The sequence below is a fragment of the Thalassospira australica genome (assembly GCF_044790785.1).
GTDB lineage: Bacteria > Pseudomonadota > Alphaproteobacteria > Rhodospirillales > Thalassospiraceae > Thalassospira > Thalassospira australica_A.
In genome coordinates, this window is record NZ_CP085258.1 from 508,008 (window position 1) to 526,131 (window position 18,124).

Here is an 18,124-nt window from a genome sequence, read left to right on the forward strand (position 1 = left end):
GCAGGTTAATGATCATATCTGCAATGATTCTGGCGCTTTTTCTCAGTCTTGGTCTTGATCTGGCGGCGGGGCCGGCAGGGCTTGATATCGGCGATATTGTTGGTGGTCTTCTTGATCCGCAATCGCTGGCGTTTCGGCACCGGATTATTCTTTGGGAAGTCCGCCTACCCGATGCGCTGATTGCGCTTGCGGTTGGGGCAGCATTGGGGCTGGCAGGGATCGAAACCCAGACCATTCTTGATAATCCGCTTGCCAGTCCCTTTACGCTTGGCGTGTCTTCGGCTGCGGTTCTCGGGGCCAGCCTTGCAATCGTAATTGTCCCGGTTCTGCCCTTCCTGCCCGAAACCGCGATCTTGCCGGTGATGGCGCTGCTTTTCGCGCTGGGGTCGGGGATATTGATCCTGTTGATTGTGCGATGGAGTGGCGGGGCGCGCGAAACCGTTGTTCTGTTCGGCATTGCATTGGTGTTCCTTTGCAATGCCCTGACCGCGGGGTTGGAATATCTGGCCAGTGCCGAAGCCGTTCAGCAGATCGTATTCTGGACCATCGGCAATCTGACCCGTGCCGGATGGCTTGAAGTCGGGCTGGTGGCGGCGTGCTTTGTGATTATTCTGCCCTTTTCCCTGCGACAGGTCTGGATCATGACCCTTCTCCGCGGTGGGGAGGCCCATGCGCGCAGCATGGGGATCAATGTCGCCAGACTTCGCATGTGGGTGATCCTGCGCATTTCCGTTTTGGCAGCTTTTGCTGTCTGTTTTGTTGGGGCAATCGGCTTCATCGGGTTGGTAGGGCCGCATATCGCCCGCCTGCTTCTGGGGGAGGATCACCGTTTGCTGGTGCCGGGATCGGCGATTTGCGGGGCATTGATCCTGTCGCTGGCGTCTTTCCTGTCCAAGGCACTTGTCCCCGGTGTCATCATTCCGGTTGGCATTCTGACCGCTGTTGTCGGCGTGCCGGTCTTTCTGGGGCTTCTTGCCGGGCGGAGAAAAGCGATATGACGATCTTTTTCGCCACCGGTATTTCCGCGTCCTATGGCCGGACCCGGATATTGCATGATGTTGATCTGCCTGAATTGCACGATGACGAGATATTGGGGCTTCTTGGCCCGAATGCATCGGGTAAATCGACCCTGATGCGGTGCCTGACCGGCGAGAAGACCCATCATGGCCGGATCCTCCTGGATGACAGCAACCGGGAGGACATGGACGTCAGGGCATGGCATCGTCGGGTGGCAACCATGCCGCAAACACCGCCCAATCCAAGTGTTCTGATGCCGACCGAACTGATGTGGAGTACGGCACGCGCCCTTGATCTTGATTTTTCGGATCGCGAACTGGCTGATCGGATCGAGGATATCTTTAGTCGGCTTGGGTTGGATGAATTTGCCCTGTCGCCGCTGCATGTTTTATCGGGCGGCAAGCGTCAGCTGGTCGGGCTTGCGCTGGCATTGCTGCGTGACCCGGATGTTTTGCTGCTTGATGAACCGACATCGGCGCTTGATCTGCATTGGCGGATGGTGGTGCTGGATCTTGTGCGGGAACGATTGACTGAGCGCGGCGGGGTGGTGATTGCTGCCCTGCATGATCTTGATCTGGCAGCACGTTATTGCGACCGGATTGTATTGCTTGAAGCAGGAAAAATCGTTGCATCCGGAACCCCCGGCGAGGTTTTGACCCCCGATAATCTGGCGCGCGTCTATCATGTCGAAACGTCGGTTTCGCACGATGAACAAGGCCGGCCCGTGGTGCAGGTGATCCGGCCAATTCGTTCCGGCAAACGGGTTGCCCGATAACCGCAAAAACAAAACGGCCCGGCTTTGCGACCGCCGGGCCGTTTTGTTTTTACGCCTCAGGCGCAGTCGGTCTTATTATTACCGGTCCTGATGCCAAGTGATTGTGCATCATGCAGGCGGCGATAAGCGCCACCGGCTGCAATCAGGGCATCGTGGGTGCCTTCCTCGGCAATGCCGTCCTGTGTGATTACGACGATCCGGTCGGCATTGCGGATGGTGGCCAGACGATGTGCAATCACCAGTGTCGTGCGGCCTTTGGCCAGTTCATCAAGCGATTGCTGAATGGCGCGTTCGGTTTCGGTATCAAGGGCTGATGTCGCCTCGTCGAGAATCAGGATCGGCGGGTTTTTAAGGAAAATACGGGCGATTGCGACACGTTGTTTTTGTCCACCAGAAAGTTTGACCCCGCGTTCGCCTATCACGGTATCAAGCCCGTCAGGCATGTCTGCAATCAGTTCTCGCAAACGGGCGCGATGGGCGGCGTCAATGATTTCATCCTCGGTGGCGTCAAGGCGGCCATAGGCAATATTGTCGCGCAATGTACCAGCAAACAGGAAAACATCCTGCTGGACGATGCCGATCTGACGGCGAAGCGATTTCATTTTGATATCGCGAATATCGATCCCGTCGATTGTGATCCTGCCCGCTGTCACATCATAAAAGCGTGGCACCAGCGAACAAAGCGTGGTTTTACCCGCCCCGGACGGGCCAACAAAGGCAACCGTTTCACCGGATTTGATCGAAAGGTTGATATCATTGAGTACAGTGCGTTCCGGGCTGTATCCAAAGCCGACCTGATCAAATGCAACATTGCCGGAGAGGTTTTCGATATCACGCGCACCATCACGATCGACAATATCGGGTTCGGTTGCCAGCAATGCCTGATAGTTTTTGAAACCGGCGATGCCTTTGGGATAGGTTTCGACAACAGCGGCGATCTTTTCGAGCGGTTGATAGAACACATTGACCAGTAGCAGGAAGCCGACAAACCCGCCAACCGTCAGCCCGCCGGTTACAACGAAATAGGTCCCCGTCACCAGAATGACGACCTGGACAATCCGCATGCCGAGGTAATTGATCGCAAGGCTGATCGCCATGATGCCATAGGCCTGCAATTTCACATGGCGATAAAGTTCGTTATCCTTGTGAAACAGGGCGCGTTCGTGATCCTCGTTGGCAAAGGCACGCACAACGCGAACGCCGCCGACATTTTCCTCGATCCGCGCATTGAAGGCGCCGACACGGCCAAACTGACTTTGCCAGTTGCGCGTCATTTCTCCGCCAAACCGGACGACCAACCACATCACCAGTGGCGCAATCGTCATTGCAATCAGCGCCAGTTCGGTATGTACGGTAAACATCAGGATCAGCGCCCCGACAAAGGTCATGACTGCAACAAACAGGTCTTCGGGGCCGTGGTGGGCAACCTCGCCGATTTCTTCAAGATCCTTGGTGATGCGTGCCACCAGGTGGCCGGTCTTCTGATTGTCGTAAAAACGGAAAGAAAGCTTTTGCAAATGGTCGAACGCGCGTTTGCGCATTTCGGTTTCGATCATGATACCCAGAACATGGCCCCAATAGGTGACCACGGCCATCAAACCGGTATTGGCAAGATAGACCAGAAGCAACCCGACGGCAGCCAGTCCGATCAACAGCCAATCCTGCTTGGGTAACAGCACATCGACAAATCCTGCAACCGCCACCGGAAAGCCAAGTGACAGGATGCCTGACAGGACAGCCGACCCGAAATCAAGCATGAAAAGCCGTTTATGCGGCAGATAGTAGGAAAAGAATTCTTTCAGCATGGGGCGGATCCGGTGACGGAGGATTAATCGCGATATCAGGGCAGTTGCTATCACATGGAATAGCGAAATTGATTACTATTAGCAATTGATGCGATGCAAATTTAGCCGTTATTTATCGGCGTTGCCGAATGGCCGTTCTGCGGATACGGCTTCCAAGCGTCCGAATTAAGCCCAATACACTCCTGGCAGGTGTTTTGTTGCCAAGAGTAGCATTTTGTTAGAGGCGGATGTTCGGTCAGGGGACGTTGAATTAATGCCTGCACAATCGAAGATCGGGTAGGCTGACATAATGCGATCTGCAGGCTCCGACAGAGCCTGCAGATATTTAGGGGATGATCTATCGTTTGCGGATCACCCGCCATGCCGCGAAATCAATCGGGGTTTGATCGTCGGTGGGTGGGTAAAGGCCAATGACGGATTTTCCGGCCAGGACCTGTTCGGTGACAAAGTCCTCGAACACGGTCATCTCGACGGCCTCTGTCGCGATTTCCGCTGCAAGATGTGCCGGGACGATCACGACACCTTCATCATCACCAACCACGATATCGCCGGGGAATATTGCAACATCACCACATGCAATCGGAATATTGACATCAATCGCCTGATGCAGGGTCAAGTTGGTCGGGGCGGATGGGCGGTTGTGGTAGGCGGGGATATCGAGCTTGGCGATTTCCGGTGAATCACGAAAACCACCGTCGGTAACGATACCGGCAACACCGCGTTTCATCAGGCGTGTGACAAGGATCGATCCGGCGGATGCGGCGCGTGCATCCTTGCGGCTGTCGATTACAAGCACGGCACCCGACGGGCATTGTTCGACCGCAATGCGTTGCGGGTGATCGGGGTTTCGGAAAGCCGAAATATCGTTCAGGTCCTCGCGGGCAGGGATATAGCGCAGCGTATAAGCCTCGCCCACCATATTGCCACGTCCTTCGCGAAGGGGGCGAACATCCTGAATGAACTGATTGCGAAGACCGCGTTTGAAAAGGGCAGTGGTCAGTGTCGCCGTGCTGACCTGCGCAAAGCTGTCTCGTAGGTCAGAGGTAAGAGTTGAGCTCATTTATCGCGTCTCCGGATCAGTAGATATCGGGTTCACCGGCGGTCGGGCCAAAGCCGGTTTCAAGGAAATCGAAATCGCAGCCGTCATTGGCCTGTTTGACATGACGGCCAAACATCCAGCCATAGCCGCGCTGGAAGGCCGGTTCGGGCGCCTTCCATTGCGTTTTGCGGATCGCGAGTTCCTCGTGGGAAACCAGCATGTCGATCTTGCGTTCGGGAATGCTGACCCGGATCATGTCCCCGGTTTTCAATAGGGATAACGGGCCGCCGATGGCGGCTTCGGGGGCGGCATGAAGCATGCACGCGCCGTAGCTTGTGCCGCTCATGCGGGCGTCTGACAGGCGCAGCATATCGCGAATGCCCTGTTTTACGAGTTTTTTGGGGATCGGCAGCATTCCCCATTCCGGCATGCCCGGACCGCCGAGCGGCCCGACATTACGCAGGACCAGAATATGGTCCGCTGTCACATCGAGGTTCTCATCCTCGATGGCTTCTTTCATTTCCGGGTAACTGTCAAACACGAGTGCCGGACCGGTATGATTGTAATATCGCGGATCGCAGGCGGATGGCTTTATAACGCAACCATCCGGGGCGAGATTGCCGCGCAATACGGCAAGTGATCCTTCCTGATAAACCGGGTTGGATAGGGGGCGAATGACATCGTCATTGTATATCTCCGCCCCTTCCAGCGTTTCTCCCAGCGTGACACCGGTCACCGTTTTGCAGGACAGATCAAGTTTTTCGGAAAGCTGGTGCATAAGAGCCCGCAGACCGCCAGCGTAATAAAAATCTTCCATCAGATAGGTTTCGCCACTGGGACGGATATTGGCGATGACCGGGGTCGTGCGGCTAAGCCGGTCAAAATCATCGAGCGACGCATCGATACCGGCACGGCGCGCCATCGCGATCAGATGAATGACCGCGTTGGTCGAACATCCGGTTGCCATTGCTACAGTGATGGCGTTTTCAACCGCTGCCTTGGTCAGAATTTGATCCGGTCGCAAATCTTCCCAGACCATTCTCACGATCCGCCGGCCCGATGCCGTGCACATGCGGATATGATTTGAATCGGCTGCGGGGATGGAAGTCGCACCAGGCAGGGTAAAGCCCATCGCCTCGGCAATGGCGGTCATGGTGCTGGCAGTGCCCATCGTCATGCAGTGGCCATATGACCGGGCAATGCCGCCTTCGATGCCAAGCCATTGTTCATCGGAAATATTGCCTGCGCGCCGTTCATCCCAGTATTTCCACGCGTCCGATCCGCTGCCAAGGGTGTTGCCCTGCCAGTTGCCGCGCAGCATGGGGCCGGCCGGAACATAGATGCAGGGTAGTCCCATGCTGATGGCACCCATCAAAAGGCCCGGTGTGGTTTTGTCGCATCCGCCCATCAGGACAACGCCATCGACCGGATGAGAACGCAAAAGTTCCTCGACCTCCATCGCCAGCATGTTGCGATAGAGCATGGTGGTCGGCTTGACATAGCTTTCCGAAAGCGAGATCGCCGGAAGTTCCATAGGAAAACCTCCCGCTTCGCTAATGCCGCGTCGGATATCGTCAACCCGGAACTTGAAATGCGCATGGCAGGGATTGGCATCAGACCACGTATTGATGATAGCGATTTGCGGTTTGCCTTCCCAGTCTTCCGGCCCCAAACCCATCTGCATGGCGCGGGAGCGATGCCCGAATGATCGCAAATCGTCATGGGCAAACCATCGCGCGCTTCTAAGGTCGGCAGCTTTTTTCTTTGTTTGTTCGTTCATGGAAACCTCGGGCGTTCCTGTTTCGGGACGGATTGTTTGTGTTGATGTGGCATCCCGATGGATTGGCGGAATTGATTCTGTGATTTCTAAAACACTAAAATATTAGTATAGAAACGACAAGGGATATTGTAGGATGCTCGCGGTTGGAATAGGAAAGAGCATAATGAGACACAAAACCCCGATCGATATCAGTTTCCAGGCCCTGGAAGGGACGCCATTTACGATCAGCCGGAACCGTCCGGCTGCGCTGCAGGTCTATGAGGATTTGCGCGATCGCATCGTTTCGTTGTCGCTTTTGCCGGGGCACAGCCTGTCGCGTGCAGGTTTGGCCGAGTTCTATGGCGTCAGCCAGACACCGGTTCGCGAAGCTTTTCTGAAGCTTGAAAAAGACGGTCTGGTCGAGGTGTTTCCCCAGTCAAAAACCCTGATTGCGCCGATCAGTGCCCAGAAGGTCAAGGCAACGCATTTTCTGCGTACCAGTCTGGAGCTGGAAGTTGCACGCACCCTTGCGCAGACCGGCAAAAAAGCCAAGATCGCCCCGGCGATTGAAATCCTTCAACAGCAGAAAAACCGCGATCTTGCGACCGAAGCATTCTCGCGTCTTGATAGTGACTTCCATCGTGCATTGTTCATGGCGGCAGGTTACGGAGACCTTTGGTCATTGCTGCGCGATCACAGCGGTCATCTTGACCGTGTAAGGCAATTGCAACTGCCGACCCCGGGCAAGATCGAGCGTGTGATCATGCAACACAGCAAGATCATTGATGCCATTCATGCATCCGATGTTGCATTGGCCGAGTCTCATGTACGCGAACATCTTGCCGGGTCGTTGCAGGAGCTCGACAGTATCATTGCCCGAAACGAAGACCTTTTCGGTGCCTGAAGCCACAGCAAGTTCCTAATACTTAAGGCAGTGAGTAAAATGCCTTGCCCAAGGAAGATGCCGTTATCTGGCGATATGTCCGGCATTTAATCTTGTCTTCCGGATGCATTCGATGCCGGAACAATCACCATATTGTTTCTCGTATGGGTCCTGTCCGTGGTGCTGTTTCCGGTCCGGGTGGGCATCTGCTGTGATCGTCAGAGTGTCATTTCAGTGCGTCAAATATCCGCTTTGGTCGGGTTGGTGGCCAAGAACATTTGACATTGATATACTAGTATTCTATTGAATTGAGCATAACGCCAGCCAAATTGCTGGCATCCTAGGGAGGTGAACATGAAACTAACCCGTCTTGCTGCAGTCGGTCTGGCTGGCTCCGCTGCATTGATCATGGCTTCATCGGCGTTTGCGGCCGATTATACACTTAGTGTCAATACCGCGCTCAGCACCAGCGATCCGCTATATAAGGGTCTTGAGGCATTCGTCGAAAATGTCGACAAGCGCACGAACGGTGCGCTGGAAGTTAAACTGTTCCCGAATTCGCAGCTTGGCCCGGACGAAGACGTTCTTGAACAGGCGCGTGTTGGCGCACCGGTTGCCGTGGTTGTTGATGGTGGCCGTCTGGCTGTATTTGAAAATGAATTCGGCATTCTCGGTGCGCCTTATCTGGCGTCCGGTTATGACGGCATCCGCAAGGTTGTTACCTCGGACCTGTTTGAAACCTGGGTGCAGAAATTGCGCGCGGCATCCGGACATCAGGTACTATCGTTCAACTGGTGGCAGGGGGAACGTCATCTTCTGACCAACAAACCGGTGACCAAGCCTGCCGATCTGGATGGACTTGCATTGCGCACGCCCGGTGCACCGGTTTGGACCGAAACGGTCAAGGCGATGGGCGGTGTGCCGACTCCGATGCCATTTGCCGATGTATATAGCGGCCTTCAGTTGAACACGATTGACGGAACAGAGGTGCAGCTTCCGGCGGTTATCGGAGCGAACTTGCAGGAAGTCATTTCACATATTACCAAAACCGGACATATCAACCTGATTACCGGACTTGTCACCAGCGCGATCTGGTTCGACTCGCTTCCGGAAGATCTTCAGGTTGCCCTTCGCGAAGAAGCACTTAAAGCAGGTGATATTGCGTCCTATGGGACACGTGATGCGCTTGCCAAGATCGAGGAAGATCTTAAAGCATCGGGTGTAACGGTTTCGGAAATCGACTTGACTCCGTTCGTCGAGGCAACCGAGGGCGTTTATGAAACGCTTGGCTATACCGAACTGCGCAAGCAGGTAAACGAAATGCTTGGCCAGTAAGCTGGTTCGATACAGGCCGCGATTATGATCGCGGCCTGTATGTGTTTTCAGGGGCGATTTTCTGTAATTGATCCCACCGTTTTCCCGAAAGCATACAGAAACTTTTTGCAGGCCTGAAAGTGCGGTACGGTTTTGCATATGACGGTAGGCTGCTCTGTATTGTCCAACGGCTCGGATAAACTGTTTCCACCCCACCTTTATCGAAGGAAAGTCAGGCTATGCTGAAACGATTGGCCCAAGCCGAGTTCCTCTTTGCATCGCTGTTGTTTGCGATAATCGTTTTGCTGGTCTTTGTTGCGGCAATCATGCGTAAATTCGGCCACCCGCTGATCTGGTCGTTCGATATGGCGCAACTGCTTTTTGTCTGGTTGTGCTTCTTTGCTGCAATCCGGACCATGCGAAAGAAAGGTCACCTTGGCGTTGATCTGTTTGTCCGCATCGCCGGTCACCGGTTTCGTCTGATCGTCGAAACTGTGGTGTCTGTTATTTTCCTTGGCATGCTCGTCTCGCTTGCCATTGTCGGCTACGAACTGACAATGGCGAACAAGGAACGAATCTTTGGCGACAGCCAGATTTCCTATGCCTTTGTCACCATTGCCGTCCCGGTTGGTTTCCTGCTTTTGGGGGCGACCATCATATTCAACATCGTCGATGCGTGGCGCAATCGCGCCGACGGCAAAACACTGGTTTATTCGCAGGCGGACGATGAAGAAGAAATGGGGGCGGAGATCTGAGAGATGTTTCTTGTTGGTGGTACTTTCCTTGCCTTCCTGCTGATCGGTGCCCCGGTGGCCTTTGCCATCGGACTGAGCGGGTTTGTCTTCTTCGTCAATTCCGATGTCATGCCGCTTTCAATCGGTGTACAGAAAATTGCAAACGTATCGCAAAGCTTTCCGCTGCTGGCTGTGCCGTTCTTTGTGTTGGCCGGGCATTTGATGAATGAAAGCGGCATTACGGACCGGCTGTTCAAATTTTCGAATGTCACTGTGTCATGGATGGCTGGCGGGCTGGCGCAGGTATCGATTATTCTGTCGACCCTGATGGGCGGGATTTCCGGTTCGGCCGTGGCGGATGCGGCGATGGAAGCGCGTGTACTTGGTCCGAAAATGACCGAGAACGGCTATTCCAAGGGATTCTCGGCTGCGGTCATTGCGCTTAGTTCCCTGATCACAGCGACAATCCCGCCGTCTATCGGGCTGATCCTTTATGGTTATGTCGGCAATGTTTCCATCGGAAAACTGTTTCTGGCCGGAATTGTGCCCGGTATCCTGATGATGACGGTTCTGATGGTGACAGCCTATGTGATTTCCAAAAAACGTAACTATGTCAGCGAAGGTGCGCGTATTCCGACATTTCGGGAGTTCCTGTGTGCGGTGGTGGATGCCAAATGGGCGCTGCTGTTTCCGGTTTTGCTGATTGCGACGATCCGCGGGGGGGTATTTACTCCGTCCGAGGTCGGCGCGTTTGCTGTTGTTTATGCCGCTGCTGTTGGTTTTTTTGGTCATCGGGAATTGACATTTGATGGCATCAAAACGGCCTTTGGCGATGCGCTGACCGATCTTGGCATGATCATGCTGATCATCCTGATGTCGGGTATGGTCGGTTTTGCCATCACATTCCTGCAGGTTCCGCAGTCTGTATCGGGCGCGTTGCTGGCAGGATTAAGTGATCCGACGGTGATTGTCGGGGTGATCCTTATCATTTTGTTTGTGTCGGGGCTGTTTGTTGAAAGTACCGTGCTGGTGTTGTTGCTAACCCCGATCTTTGTCCCGATCATCAAGCAGCTTGGTGTCGATCCAGTGCATTTCGGCATTCTGATGATGACGATTGTGACGCTTGGGTCGATGACACCGCCGGTGGGGGTTGCGATGTTCACCGTCTGCGCGATCATGAATGTCAAAATCGAAAGTTATGTCCGTGAATCCTTACCGTTCCTGGCGGCGATTTTCGTGCTGGTCTTTGCGCTTCTGCTGCTGCCGGACGTTGTCCTGTTTCTGCCCCGACTAGCTTTCTAGAGAGAAGAGCGTAAAGCGAACAAGGGCTGCGGTACCATTATACCGCAGCCCTTTGTTTTTCCGATGACGGGGTTAGCCCGCGAAAGACAGTTGAACCTTGACGGACTGGCTTCGGTCATGCGCCACATCAAAGGCTTCGGAGGCTGCTTCAAGCGGGAAGGTCTGGGTGATGATCGGGGTTACATTGATATCGCCGTTATCGATCAGGCTGACAGCCTCGGCAAATTCGTCGTGGAATCGGAACGTTCCGGTAATTGTGATTTCCTTGGCGACCAGTGGATTGAAGGGGACAGGAATTTCACCAGCAACACCGACCTGAACGAGAATGCCCTGCGGGCGCAAAACGCCGATTGCAGAACGTAATGCAGCCGGAGCAGCGGAACATTCCAGACAAACGTCAAACTGCCCCTTGTCTTGTTCATAAGCTTTCAGGTCGTCTGCAGCGGTGGCGATATTGATGGTGCGGGTTGCACCCATTTGCTGCGCAACATTCAATGCGAAATCCTGCAAATCGGTCACAACGATTTCACTGGCACCGGCACGTTTCGAAATGGCAACGCAAAGGCAGCCGATCGGTCCGGCCCCGGTGATCAGGACTTTTTTTCCCGAAAGATCACCTGCGCGCGCAACGGCATGTAAGCAAACTGCAAGGGGTTCAGCACAGGCGGCCTTGCCTATATCTGTTTGATTGCCAATCACAAAACACTGGCCCTCGCGCACATTGACCAGATCGCGAAATGCACCCTGAATATGGGGCATCGGCATTGCCGATCCAAAGAACTTCATGTTCAGGCAATGCTGCTGCAGGTTCATTTGACAATAGGAGCATGTGCCGCATGGGTGGCTCGGATTGATCGCCACCTTTTGTCCGACGGCAAGCCCGGTCACATCCGGGCCAAGTGCAACGATGGTACCGGCTGCTTCATGTCCAAGGATGATTGGCTCGCGCACGCGGATTTGACCAATCCCGCCTTCGAAATAGTAATGCATGTCCGAACCGCACACACCACCGGCCCCGACACGGATAAGGATTTCGTCACCAACAGGGGCGGTGGTTGCTTCGGTGTCGATCCGAAGATCGTTTTGGCCATACAAACGGCAAACACGTGTTTGCATCAATTACTCCATCAGGGATGGCAGCCAGGTTGACAGCGCCGGAACATAGGAAACAAGAAACAGGATCAGGATATTGGTCAAAAGGAATGGCATCAGCGCCTTGATCACCGTGGTGACGGGGGCTTTGGCAATGTTTGCGCAGATAAACATGCATATGCCGACAGGTGGCGTTGTGAGACCAATCATCAGGTTCAGAACTGCGAATACCGCAAAATGGATCGGATCGACCCCAACATTGGTGGCAAGGGTCAGAAGCGGCACAAACAGAATGATCAGGGCCGCGATGGTTTCCATGAACATGCCGACGATCAGCAGAACAATATTGATCAACAGGATGACAATATATTTGTTATCCGTAATCGACAGGACCGTATTCGAGATCATCTGCGGTATGCGTTCGGAAACAAGGATCCAGCCAAACACGTTTGCCAGGCCGACAAGAGCAAGAATGGCAGCAGCGGTAACAGCGCTGTCGATGATGATTTTCGGAACCTTGCGCAGCGGCAGTTCGCGATAGATGAAGCAGCCGACGAAAAAGGCATAGAGGCTGGCGATCACGGCGGTTTCGGTCGGTGTCGCGATACCGCTTAGCAAACCGCCAACAATCAGGCCGGTCATGGCGAGCGCCCAGAAGGTCCCGGTGAAGGATCGGGCCAGTTCGCCAAATCCCTGCCACGGCTGGTGCGGGAAATTGCGCCTGACGGCGATGATGTAGCAGGTGACCATCATTGCAAGCCCCATCAGGATGCCGGGAATGGCGCCCGCAATAAACATTTTGCCGACAGAAATGCCAGACAATGCACCAACGATGATCATGGGCATGCTTGGCGGGATGATCGGCCCGACGGTTGACGATGCTGCAGTGACAGCCGCAGAAAAAGCAGGCGTGTATCCGGCGCGAACCATGCCGGGGATCATCATGCCGCCGATTGATGCTGCGTCCGCAACAGCGGTTCCAGAAATACCGCCAAACAGCATGGAACCCGTCACGTTGGTCAGGCCAAGGCCGCCACGCATCCATCCGACCATGGCATTGGCAAATCGCACAATGCGCGGTGTAATCCCCCCGCCATTCATCAGGTTCCCGGCAAGGATAAATCCCGGAATACAAAGCAGGACAAACACATCCATCCCGGCAAACATCTTTTGCGGGATCACAACAAGAGGAATGCCTTCCAGCAGCAAATAGCAAAGCGAGGACAGACCCAGTGTCACGGCGACCGGAAGGCCGATGACGAGGCCGAGGGCAAAAACACCAAGTAAAATTGCGAGGCTCATGGGAAGTCCTTCGTCGTATCTTCAGCTTTTCCGTCAGAGACCCCGGCGATGACACGTATCATCCGCAGGACCGCGAAAAGACCGAGAACGGCAAGAAGAATGAAAACGGTGGCGTGAATGAAATCCATCCGGACGCCTAAGGCGGGTGACGTTTGAAGAACACCGATTGAAACAAACATCCACGCAGGGGACAGCAATACCAGACAGAATGCGGCCGTCAGCGCAGAGGAAACGAACATCAACACACGCTGGATACGTAGCGGTAGCATTTCGCAAACGATATCAACATTGACCAACTCGCCATTGCGAAACGATAGCCCGACACCGAAGGCCGCCAGAAACAGCAGCGCATGACGTGTCAGTTCTTCGGTCCATACCGGTGAACTGGACATAAAGGTTCGTGAAAAGACCTGTATCAACACCGTGCAGATCAGAATGCCAAAGGCGGCACCCGTTCCGATCCGACAAAGCGCAATGATGGATGTGTATAATCTGGCAGAAAGCACGTTACTTCCCCGTCGAGAAAGGTTCGGCCGCGATCACGCGACCGAACCGGCACAATTATTTTGCAAAAAGGTCTTCGACAATCGGACGGATTGCGTCGGGCACATTTGCAAGAACAGCGTCTTTTGCCTTTAGGGCAAATGCCTGCGTATCGACCTCGACAAAGGTCATGCCCTTGTCCTGAAGTTCCTGTGTCAGACGCTCTTCATCGGCTGTAAACAGATCGCGCTCATATGCTTGCGCGCGCTTGGCTGCTTCCATGACGGCTTCTTTATCGGCATCTGAAAGCTTGCCCCAAGTGATCTCCGAAATGGTCAGATAAATCCACGAACGGACATGCTCGGTCTTGTTCACGAATTTCTGCACTTCGTCGAAACTTGCCGATTCAATCAGGGCCAGCGGGTTTTCCTGTGCATCGATGGTGCCTGCCTGAAGCGAGGTAAAGACTTCGGAGAACGCCATCGGTGTCGGCTGCGCACCAAGCGATTTCCAGACATCAACAAAAAGCGGCACGTTCGGAACGCGCAACTTCAGGCCGTTCAGGTCGTCCGGGCTTTTGATTTCGCGGTTTGATGTCAGGTTGCGCGGGCCACGGGCAAAATAGGCAATCGGGCGGATGCGGGCTTTTTCGACAATCTGCTGTTCGATCTTGTCGCCGATTTCGCCACTGGCAACGGCATCCATGTCCTCCAGCGTCGGATAGGCATACGGAACAGCCAGAAGGGCCGCCATCGGTGCCCAATTCTGCAGGCTTTCACCGGTAATGGTCATGTCGACCGAACCAAGCTGCATACCGTTGATCAGGTCGATTTCCTTGCCGAGTGTTTCGTTGGGGAAGACTTGTACATCAATACGGCCATCGGTAAGGGTCGAAAGCTCCTCGCCGAATTTTACGGCAGCCTTGTGCCAGGCATTTTGTTCATTGGCGAGATGACCAAGTTTCAGGGTCATTTCCGCGGCAATCGCAGAATTGCCCATCATCATGGCAGCTACACCGGCGATCATTAGTTTCTTGGTCGTTTTTTTAAGCATCTTTTCCTCCCTGTTCGGTTGATGCCTTAGGGCGACAACGCAGAACCGGCGTTGTCAAAAAGCTCCGTTCTGGAGCGGGCAATATCAGGCAGCGTATGCAGAATCTCACGGAGGTGCTCACGCATGGCTGTGCTGGCTGCTTCGGGATCACGGGATGTAATCGCGGAAACAATTCGGATATGCTGTTCGATGATTTCGTTCATCGGAAACTGGAAGTAACTGAGGTAACGCACCCGGTCGAGCTGGGCGCGAACATCCTCGACGACCTTCCATGCGTATGTTTTGCCTGCTGCTTCTGCGAGGCAGCGATGGAAATCATGATCAAGTTTCAGAAATGCACGCGCATCGCCTTCCATGGCCTTGCGCTGATCGGTGATCAGTTGTTCAAGGCGTGACAGAAATGCATCATCGGGCTTGGTTGCGACGAAACGGGCAATGTCGGCTTCGATGGCTTCGCGGACAAAACGTGCATCAAGAACGGCGGCGACGGAAATCTTTCGGACATAGGTCCCGCGTTGCGGGCGAACTTCCAGAAGGCCTTCGTCGGCAAGCTTGATGAACGCCTCGCGGACGGGCTGACGACTGACATTGTAATGTTTGGCAAGTTCGGCTTCGGACAGACGCACGCCGGGAAGCAGATCCGTGCACACGATCCGTTCGCGAATGATGCGATGGATCTGTGGGCCTACGGCCTGATCGTGCGTGATTTCCCAGTCGTTTTGTTCGGGATCGCCCATCAATCGCTCCTTGCTTTTCTGAGTCATGATGCATACTACCATACTAGTCAACAAAATTATGTCGTGATACTGTTCATAACCGTTATAGTCGGTGTTGAAGACACCACGCCAATACAGAGAGAAATACATGAAACAAACTTGGAGATGGTTCGGCCCGCACGATCTGGTCAGTATTGACGATATTTGCCAGGCTGGCGCTCATGGCGTGGTTTCCGCCCTTCATCATGTGCCAAGTGGTGATGTCTGGACGTCGGATGAAATTGCCAAACGTCATGCCGAAATTGCGACCATGAAGGATGGGGCGCCGTCAGGCCTGACTTGGGATGTTGTTGAGAGTCTTCCGGTTTCCGAATCGATCAAACGGCAGGTTGGTCCGTGGCGCGATCATATCGCAGCCTATAAGCAAAGTCTGCGTAACCTTGCCGATTCCGGGATCAGTATTGTCTGTTACAACTTCATGCCGGTTCTTGACTGGACCCGGACCCACCTGAGCTGGCGCCTGTCAAACGGCGCGACCTGCATGCGCTTTGATCTGGTCGATTTTGTTGCGTTCGATCTGTTCATCCTGAACCGTGCTGGCGCGGAAAAAGATTATCCCGCCGGAATTGTTGCCGACGCAAAAAGCCGTTTCGCACAGATGTCCGAAGATCGCCGTGGCGAACTTGAACGAACGGTTGCTTTCGGCTTGCCCGGCTCGGTCGAGAATCTTTCACTGGATGATTTGCGTGCGTTGCTCGCAACCTATGCCGATATTGATGCCGATACGCTTCGTGGTAATCTGGTTGCCTTCCTTGAGGAAGTCGGGCCGGTCGCACACGAGGTCGGCATTCGCATGTGCTGCCATCCCGATGATCCGCCCTTTGCCCTTTTGGGGCTGTCGCGGATCATGTCGACCGAGGCCGATTATACCTACATCATGCAGGCGGTGGATATCCCGGAAAATGGCATAACGCTGTGTTCCGGATCGCTTGGTGTGCATCCGGAAAATGATTTGCCGGGGATGATGAAACGCTTGGGTGACCGTGTGCATTTCATTCATTTGCGCAATACAAAACGCGAAAGCGAAGGCCTGCCTTGCAGTTTCCACGAAGCGGAACATCTGGATGGCGACACCAATATGGTTGACCTGATTGAAGAAATTCTACGCGAAGAGGCACGTCGAAAGGCAGCGGGACGTGCAGACTGGGACATTCCCATGCGTCCGGATCACGGGCAGGATATTCTTGATGATTTGAACCGAAAAGGACAGCCGGGTTATCCGGCGATCGGGCGTCTCAAGGGCCTTGCCGAGTTGCGGGGTGTGATGACGGCACTTTCGGCAAGGTTTGATCTGCTTGGGGCTCAAAAATGATTTCGGATAATTCCGCTGCTGCACCCAATACAGATACGACAACGACCGGTATCGTCCATATTGGTATTGGCGCTTTTCACCGCGCCCATCAGGCAGTTTATACCGCCGCTGCAATGCAGGCCAAAGGCGGGAACTGGCGCATCATAGGTGTCAGTTTGCGCAGCACTGATATTGTCGATGTCCTGAATGCACAGGACTGCGTCTTTACGGTGATTGAACGTCATCCCGACGGCCCCAAGGCCTGCAGGATCACCAGCCTGTCGAAGGCTATAGCGGCTTCGCGTGATGTTGCGCCGGTTCTCGATGCGCTTGCCGATCCGGCGATCCGGATTGTTACCATCACGGTCACCGAAAAGGCATATGGCATTGATCGGGTGTCGGGGACGGTTCAGGCGGAACATCCGGCTGTAAAACATGATCTGGCAAATCCAGCCAAGCCAACCGGGCTTCTCGGGATATTGGTTGCCGGGCTGAAGCGGCGCAAACAGGCAGGCATTCGTCCGTTTACAATCGTTTCCTGTGACAACCTGCCATCGAACGGGGTGTTGTTGCGCAACGGTGTGATTGACTTTGCCAAGCGGAGCGATCCCCACCTTTCAGGCTGGATCAAGGATAATGTTTCCTTCCCCTCGACGATGGTTGACCGGATTACCCCGGCTGCGACAGCGACAACGCTTTCGGATGCCAGACGTTTAACCGGGGTGGACGACCCGGCTGCAGTTGAAACCGAACCTTTTTCACAGTGGGTGATCGAAGATGACTTCCCCGTGGGGCGTCCGGCATGGGAGGCAGGCGGTGCGATCTTGGTCGATAATGTCGAACCTTATGAGCGCATGAAACTTCGCATGCTTAATGGCAGTCATTCCCTGATTGCCTATATGGGGCAACTGGCCGGTTATCGTTATGTGCGCGATGCCATGGCAGATGACGATTTTGCGCGTCTTGTTGCACGGCATATGAAAAATGCCGCGATGACCATGGTGCAGCTTAACGGGATCGACTTTGCACAGTATGGTGCTGATCTTGTGAAACGTTTCCGGAATCCGGAAATCGACCATGAAACCCGTCAGATCGCAATGGACGGTACGGAAAAGCTACCGCAGCGCATTTTCGCCCCGGCAAGTGAATTGCCGGACGAAAGCCCGGCACTGGGTACTTTTGCCCTGTGCCTTGCGGCATGGATGGCGGTCATGCGCCAGCGCGTAAATGATGCCAAACCGGGCCAAGCAACCGAACTGCTGAACGATCCGCGCGACGATGAAATCATTGATGCCCTGGGCGATCATCAGGACGCCGCAGCAATATATGACGGACTTGCCATGCTCCCGGGTTGGATGCCAGCCCAATTGCAAGGCAGTTCGTCGTGGCGTGATGCCGTGATTGCGCGGTTATCCGTGTTGCTGGCGGGGGAGGTGGATAACACCATCAAAAACGAGGCATGCTTATGACGGCGCAACGATTTGTTGCCATCGGTGAAT

16 protein-coding genes are annotated in these 18,124 nt (G+C 54.3%); 8 read left to right on the forward strand and 8 right to left on the reverse strand.

The features are described from left to right. Positions 1-8 precede the first annotated feature (8 nt). Together LG297_RS02400 and LG297_RS02405 are read left to right on the forward strand one after the other, a co-directional pair. On the forward strand, positions 9-998 hold the full coding sequence (locus LG297_RS02400; protein WP_404424763.1) for a FecCD family ABC transporter permease: 990 nt from the start codon (positions 9-11) through the stop codon (positions 996-998). Beyond that, positions 995-1,792, forward strand: coding sequence for an ABC transporter ATP-binding protein (locus tag LG297_RS02405; protein ID WP_404424765.1), 798 nt, complete (start codon positions 995-997; stop codon positions 1,790-1,792). The genes LG297_RS02400 and LG297_RS02405 overlap by 4 nt, the downstream gene beginning before the upstream one ends. A gap of 56 nt (positions 1,793-1,848) precedes the next feature. Here LG297_RS02405 and LG297_RS02410 read toward each other — a convergent pair whose 3' ends face one another. From LG297_RS02410 to araD, 3 genes are all read right to left on the reverse strand, one after another. Further along, positions 1,849-3,597, reverse strand: a complete 1,749-nt coding sequence (locus tag LG297_RS02410; RefSeq protein WP_404424767.1) for an ABC transporter ATP-binding protein — start codon at positions 3,595-3,597, stop codon at positions 1,849-1,851. Between the two features lie 337 nt (positions 3,598-3,934). Further along, entirely contained in the window at positions 3,935-4,657 is a 723-nt protein-coding gene (locus tag LG297_RS02415; RefSeq protein ID WP_404424769.1) for a ribonuclease activity regulator RraA, read from the reverse strand. A gap of 16 nt (positions 4,658-4,673) precedes the next feature. Further along, on the reverse strand, positions 4,674-6,416 hold the full coding sequence (araD, locus tag LG297_RS02420; RefSeq protein WP_404424771.1) for an L-arabinonate dehydratase: 1,743 nt from the start codon (positions 6,414-6,416) through the stop codon (positions 4,674-4,676). A gap of 163 nt (positions 6,417-6,579) precedes the next feature. Between araD and LG297_RS02425 the strand changes: the two genes are divergently transcribed. The 4 genes from LG297_RS02425 to LG297_RS02440 all read left to right on the forward strand — a co-directional run bounded on the left by LG297_RS02425 (position 6,580) and on the right by LG297_RS02440 (position 10,628). Next, a complete protein-coding gene (locus LG297_RS02425; protein ID WP_404424773.1) occupies positions 6,580-7,299 on the forward strand; it encodes a GntR family transcriptional regulator in 720 nt (239 codons plus the stop codon). A gap of 333 nt (positions 7,300-7,632) precedes the next feature. After that, positions 7,633-8,613 carry a C4-dicarboxylate TRAP transporter substrate-binding protein gene (locus tag LG297_RS02430; protein ID WP_404424775.1) on the forward strand — a complete coding sequence of 327 codons (981 nt, stop codon included), beginning with the start codon at positions 7,633-7,635 and terminating at the stop codon, positions 8,611-8,613. Between the two features lie 218 nt (positions 8,614-8,831). Next, complete coding sequence (locus LG297_RS02435; protein ID WP_404424777.1) at positions 8,832-9,347, forward strand: TRAP transporter small permease; 516 nt, start codon at positions 8,832-8,834, stop codon at positions 9,345-9,347. Positions 9,348-9,350: 3 nt separating this feature from the next. Continuing rightward, positions 9,351-10,628 (forward strand): TRAP transporter large permease, encoded by a 1,278-nt coding sequence (locus LG297_RS02440; protein WP_404424779.1) that lies wholly within the window; start codon positions 9,351-9,353, stop codon positions 10,626-10,628. 72 nt (positions 10,629-10,700) lie between these two features. Here LG297_RS02440 and LG297_RS02445 read toward each other — a convergent pair whose 3' ends face one another. Genes LG297_RS02445 through LG297_RS02465 form a run of 5 tightly spaced genes read right to left on the reverse strand, consistent with a single transcriptional unit; the run spans position 10,701 to position 15,295 of the window. Further along, positions 10,701-11,744, reverse strand: coding sequence for an L-idonate 5-dehydrogenase (locus LG297_RS02445; RefSeq protein WP_404424781.1), 1,044 nt, complete (start codon positions 11,742-11,744; stop codon positions 10,701-10,703). 3 nt (positions 11,745-11,747) lie between these two features. Continuing rightward, positions 11,748-13,022 carry a TRAP transporter large permease gene (locus LG297_RS02450; protein ID WP_404424783.1) on the reverse strand — a complete coding sequence of 425 codons (1,275 nt, stop codon included), beginning with the start codon at positions 13,020-13,022 and terminating at the stop codon, positions 11,748-11,750. After that, positions 13,019-13,528 carry a TRAP transporter small permease gene (locus LG297_RS02455; protein WP_404424785.1) on the reverse strand — a complete coding sequence of 170 codons (510 nt, stop codon included), beginning with the start codon at positions 13,526-13,528 and terminating at the stop codon, positions 13,019-13,021. Before LG297_RS02455 ends, LG297_RS02450 begins: the two co-directional genes overlap by 4 nt. A gap of 55 nt (positions 13,529-13,583) precedes the next feature. Then, positions 13,584-14,558: a TRAP transporter substrate-binding protein gene (locus tag LG297_RS02460; protein WP_404424787.1), complete on the reverse strand. Its 975-nt coding sequence runs from the start codon at positions 14,556-14,558 to the stop codon at positions 13,584-13,586. A 26-nt stretch (positions 14,559-14,584) separates the two neighbouring features. After that, positions 14,585-15,295, reverse strand: coding sequence for a GntR family transcriptional regulator (locus LG297_RS02465; RefSeq protein WP_404424789.1), 711 nt, complete (start codon positions 15,293-15,295; stop codon positions 14,585-14,587). Between the two features lie 127 nt (positions 15,296-15,422). On the opposite strand from LG297_RS02465, the gene uxuA reads away from it, so the two are divergent. Together uxuA and LG297_RS02475 are read left to right on the forward strand one after the other, a co-directional pair. Further along, positions 15,423-16,646, forward strand: coding sequence for a mannonate dehydratase (uxuA, locus tag LG297_RS02470; RefSeq protein WP_404424791.1), 1,224 nt, complete (start codon positions 15,423-15,425; stop codon positions 16,644-16,646). Then, positions 16,643-18,094, forward strand: coding sequence for a mannitol dehydrogenase family protein (locus LG297_RS02475; RefSeq protein WP_404424793.1), 1,452 nt, complete (start codon positions 16,643-16,645; stop codon positions 18,092-18,094). The genes uxuA and LG297_RS02475 overlap by 4 nt, the downstream gene beginning before the upstream one ends. Positions 18,095-18,124 lie beyond the last annotated feature (30 nt).

Coding starts and splice junctions, on each gene's coding strand:
- uxuA (WP_404424791.1), top strand. CDS start 15,423: ATGAAACAAACTTGGAGATGGTTCGGCCCGCACGATCTGGTCAGTATT.
- LG297_RS02415 (WP_404424769.1), bottom strand. CDS start 4,657: ATGAGCTCAACTCTTACCTCTGACCTACGAGACAGCTTTGCGCAGGTC.
- LG297_RS02405 (WP_404424765.1), top strand. CDS start 995: ATGACGATCTTTTTCGCCACCGGTATTTCCGCGTCCTATGGCCGGACC.
- LG297_RS02475 (WP_404424793.1), top strand. CDS start 16,643: ATGATTTCGGATAATTCCGCTGCTGCACCCAATACAGATACGACAACG.
- LG297_RS02410 (WP_404424767.1), bottom strand. CDS start 3,597: ATGCTGAAAGAATTCTTTTCCTACTATCTGCCGCATAAACGGCTTTTC.
- LG297_RS02465 (WP_404424789.1), bottom strand. CDS start 15,295: ATGGGCGATCCCGAACAAAACGACTGGGAAATCACGCACGATCAGGCC.
- LG297_RS02435 (WP_404424777.1), top strand. CDS start 8,832: ATGCTGAAACGATTGGCCCAAGCCGAGTTCCTCTTTGCATCGCTGTTG.
- LG297_RS02445 (WP_404424781.1), bottom strand. CDS start 11,744: ATGCAAACACGTGTTTGCCGTTTGTATGGCCAAAACGATCTTCGGATC.
- LG297_RS02425 (WP_404424773.1), top strand. CDS start 6,580: ATGAGACACAAAACCCCGATCGATATCAGTTTCCAGGCCCTGGAAGGG.
- LG297_RS02400 (WP_404424763.1), top strand. CDS start 9: ATGATCATATCTGCAATGATTCTGGCGCTTTTTCTCAGTCTTGGTCTT.
- LG297_RS02430 (WP_404424775.1), top strand. CDS start 7,633: ATGAAACTAACCCGTCTTGCTGCAGTCGGTCTGGCTGGCTCCGCTGCA.
- LG297_RS02440 (WP_404424779.1), top strand. CDS start 9,351: ATGTTTCTTGTTGGTGGTACTTTCCTTGCCTTCCTGCTGATCGGTGCC.
- araD (WP_404424771.1), bottom strand. CDS start 6,416: ATGAACGAACAAACAAAGAAAAAAGCTGCCGACCTTAGAAGCGCGCGA.
- LG297_RS02450 (WP_404424783.1), bottom strand. CDS start 13,022: ATGAGCCTCGCAATTTTACTTGGTGTTTTTGCCCTCGGCCTCGTCATC.
- LG297_RS02460 (WP_404424787.1), bottom strand. CDS start 14,558: ATGCTTAAAAAAACGACCAAGAAACTAATGATCGCCGGTGTAGCTGCC.